Annotated in this window: 1 protein-coding gene; it reads left to right on the top strand. The window is 68.8% G+C overall.

Annotation, left to right across the window (positions count from 1 at the left end; translation table 11 throughout):
- Positions 1 to 126: 126 nt before the first annotated feature.
- Positions 127 to 3,019: beta-ketoacyl synthase N-terminal-like domain-containing protein (locus ABZT14_RS25530; RefSeq protein WP_356306899.1), on the top strand; the 2,893-nt coding region annotated here is incomplete at its 3' end.

A 3,019-nucleotide genomic window follows, 5' to 3' on the forward strand; every position in this document is an offset into this window, starting at 1 on the left:
GTGGAGCAGTTGCGGTCGACGGTGCGGTTCTCGGATGCGATTGTGCGGGCGGAAGAGCTTGGGGTGTCGCGGTTTGTGGAGGTGGGGCCGGACAGCGCTCTGGTTGGTTCGATCCTCGAATCGTGTGTGGGTGAGGTAGAGGCGGTCGGGTTGATGCGCCAAGGCCGCCCGGAGCCGGAAACCGTCGTGAATGCTCTGGCCCGCCTGTGGGTGCGGGGTGTGGAGGTGGATTGGAAGGCCTTCTTCGCCCCCACCGGCGCCAAGATGGTCGAACTCCCCACCTACGCCTTCCAGCGGCGGCACTACTGGCTCGAAGGCGGGAGCGGCCCGCTGCACGTCGGTGCCATCGGGGCGGACCCGGTGGAGCACCAGATGCTCGGCGCGGCGGTCGAACTCGCGGACGGCGGTGGCCACGTACTCACCGGCCGGGTGTCCGTCGCCGCGCAGCCCTGGCTCGCTGGCCACAAGGTGGCCGGGGAGATGGTGTTCCCCGGTACTGGATACCTGGAGCTGGCCATCAGCGCCGGCGACGAACTGGGCTACGAGGGAGTGGAGGAACTCCTCCTCGAAGCTCCCCTCGTACTGCGGGAGGACCAGGCTGTTCGCCTCCAGGTCGTCGTCGACCCGGCCGACGACAACGGCAGGCGTGCCTTCACGATCTCCTCTCGCCCGGATGTGGACGACTCCAGCTGGGTGCGGCACGCACGTGGCGTACTGGGAGCCGTCGACGGCAACTCGCACACCCCGCTGGTGGCCTGGCCGCCGCCGGAGGCCGAGCCCGTGGACGTGACCGAGCACTACGGCCTCCGGGCCGAGGGCGGTTTCGAGTACGGCGAGGTCTTCCAGGGGCTCAGCGCCGTATGGCGGCGTGGGGGAGAACTCTTCGCCGAGGTGACGCTCGCTGACGAACACCGGGGTGAGGTCGACCGGTTCGGCATCCACCCGGCCGTACTCGACGCGGCACTTCAGGTCCTGTCCTACGACCAGCGAACGGACGGCCCCATGCTGCCGTTCTGCTGGAACGACGTGACCCTGCACGCCACCGGCGCCTCCATGCTGCGTGTGGCCCTGACCTCCCTGGGAGAGGGCGGCTACCGCGTCACGCTGGGAGACAGCTCCGGTGACCCGGTGCTGACCGCCGAGGCGTTGACGCTCCGCCCCTACTCGCCGGAACAGCTCACCACCGTGGTGGAGGCACCGGCCGACGCTGCCTCCCCGGCGGCTGCGGACTCCCGTACGTCCCGTACTCCGGCACGTCGCAAGGCCGCCGCGGCGGTCTCCGGTGGCGGCAACGCCTTGCGTGCTCGCCTGGCCGTACTGCCGGTCGAGGAACAGCGGGCGGTGCTGTTGGAGATCGTGAGCCGCCGTGCGGCGATCATCCTCGAACAGCCCAGCGGCCAGATGCTCAACGAGCACCTGCCCTTCCGCGACCTCGGGGTCACCTCACTCACGGCCGTCGAACTGCGGCAGGCGCTGAGCGAGGAGACGGGGTTGCGCCTCGTGGCGACCCTGGTCTTCGACTACCCGACTCCGCGTGTACTGGTCGAGTACCTGCGCTCCGAACTCCTGGGAGACCTCGAAGCCGAGCAGTCGACCGGCAGGACCCGTCGTGTGGAGGCGGTGACCGACGATCCGATCGCGATCGTCGGCATGAGCTGCCGCTACCCGGGCGGGGTGAAGAGTGCCCAGGATCTGTGGGACCTGGTCGCCAGCGGTACCGACGCCATCTCGGGCTTCCCCACCGACCGTGGCTGGGACCTGGACGCCCTCTACGACCCGGACCCGGACAACCCCGGTACCTGCTACGTCCACGAGGGTGGGTTCCTGCACGACGCCAGCCGGTTCGACGCGGGGTTCTTCGGTATCTCGCCGCGTGAGGCGTTGGCGATGGACCCGCAGCAGCGGTTGCTGTTGGAGACCTCCTGGGAGGCCATCGAGCACGCGGGCATCAACCCCCAGACCCTGCGGGGCAGTGAGACGGGTGTGTTCGCCGGTGTCACGTACCAGGACTACGGCGGTCTGCTGGCGGCGGCCGAAGACGACTTCGGCGGCTTCCTCGGTACCGGCAACTCGCCCAGTGTGCTCTCCGGTCGTGTGGCGTACACCTTCGGCCTGGAAGGGCCCGCGCTGACCATCGACACCGCCTGCTCCTCGTCGCTGGTCGCACTACACTCGGCCTGCCAGGCACTGCGCGAGGGCGACTGCACCATGGCCCTCGCCGGTGGTGTGACCGTGATGGCCACCCCCATCTCCCTGATCGAGTTCAGCCGTCAGCGCGCGCTCGCCACCGACGGTCGGAGCAAGCCCTTCTCGGACGACGCCGACGGCGCCAGCTGGGCTGAGGGTGCGGGGATGTTGTTGTTGGAGCGGTTGTCGGATGCTCAGCGCAACGGTCACCGGGTGTTGGCGGTGGTGCGGGGTTCGGCGATGAACCAGGATGGTGCGTCGAATGGTCTGACGGCGCCGAACGGTCCTTCCCAACAGCGGGTGATTCGGCACGCGTTGGAGAACGCGGGTCTGCGTCCGTCGGACGTCGACGTGGTCGAGGCGCACGGTACGGGTACGTCGTTGGGTGACCCGATCGAGGCCCAGGCCCTGATGACCACGTATGGCCAGGACCGTCCCGAGGGGCGTCCGTTGTGGCTGGGTTCGATCAAGTCCAACATCGGCCATGGCCAGGCGGCGGCCGGTGTCGCGGGCATCATCAAGATGGTGTCGGCCATCCGCCACGGGGTCATGCCCAAGTCCCTGCACGTGGGTACGCCCTCCTCGCACGTCGACTGGTCCGCCGGCGAAGTCGAGTTGCTGTCCGAGGCCCGGGAGTGGCCTGAGACGGGCCAACCCCGTCGGGCTGGTGTGTCCGCATTCGGTATGAGTGGGACGAATGCGCATGTGATTGTGGAGGAGGCTCCTGGGGTTGGTGCTGGTGCTGGTGCTGGGGTTGTGGTGGAGGGTGAGGTTGTGGAGGGGGCTGTGGGTGTGGTGGCGGGGTCGTGTGGGCGTGGGGTGGTGGCTTCGG

The sequence above is a fragment of the Streptomyces sp. NPDC005438 genome, assembly GCF_040606315.1.
Lineage (GTDB): Bacteria > Actinomycetota > Actinomycetes > Streptomycetales > Streptomycetaceae > Streptomyces.